Here is a 926-nt window from a genome sequence, read left to right as displayed (position 1 = left end):
CGAGGGCGGCCTGGGCGATGGCGCCGATGCGTTCGGGGCTGAGGGTGACGTGTTGGAGGGCGCGCCAGCGTTGTTTGAGCTGGGCGATGGCGCGTTCGCCGGGTCCGCGCAGGCCGCGGATGAGGGCGTTGCGGGTGCGGGTGTTGATGTGCAGGTCGGCTTCGCGGCCGTGGTGGCGGGGGAAGGCGGGGTGGTGGATCCCGATGCCGGCGCCGCGGTAGCCCTTGTCGGCGATGGCGGGCGGGCCGCGGGCGGCGGCGCGGTGCAGGGCGGGCAGGGCGTGGCGCTGTGCGCAGGTGATGTCCGGGGTGGAGCCGGGTTCGACGGGTGAGACCCACAGGACGTCGCCGTTCGGCGCGGCCAGGACCTGCACGTTCCCGCCGAAGGCGTGGTTCTTCTTCGCGTACCACCAGTGCGTGCCGGTCTCGCGGAGCCCGGCGGCGCGGTCGGAGCGGACCAGGGTGCCGTCCAGGATCACGTAGGGCGTGCCGTCGGCCAGGCGCCGCTCCAGGACGTCCTCGAGGTCCACGGCCTCGGCGGCGAGCACGTCGATGCCCTCGTGGAGGTAGCGGTAGCCGGTGGCTTGCGAGATCGAGGCGTCGCGGGCCAGGCAGTGCACGCAGCCGCGCTCGCGGAACCAGCGCAGCACGAACACCGCCTGCCGGAACGGGGTCAGCGCGCGCGACCCGTGCGGGGTGCCGATCGCACGGCGGTGCGCGGCGAGCAGCCGGGCCAGGAACTGCACGACTATGCGCGGGACGTCCAGCGTGGCAGAGTGGGAGACCATGTGAAGCCCCTTCGGTAGACGCGGTGTTCGCTCGACACGACCCGCTTTACCAGGGGCTTCACGCCTGCGGGAGCCGCGCACCACCGCGCACGGCAACTCCCGCCCGCGCGCCCCCACGGCTTTCACTGAGAAAACCTCA

General features: G+C 73.2%; 1 protein-coding gene. It reads right to left on the bottom strand.

What is annotated here, in order from left to right; genetic code table 11:
- Window positions 1-787, bottom strand: a 787-nt coding sequence (locus tag QI554_RS43315) for a transposase family protein (protein WP_281478976.1), incomplete at its 3' end; no start/stop codon positions are given.
- Window positions 788-926 lie beyond the last annotated feature (139 nt).

Source organism: Yinghuangia seranimata (assembly GCF_029953285.1).
Classification (GTDB): domain Bacteria; phylum Actinomycetota; class Actinomycetes; order Streptomycetales; family Streptomycetaceae; genus Yinghuangia; species Yinghuangia seranimata.
This window is presented reverse-complemented; position numbering and strand designations above follow the sequence as displayed.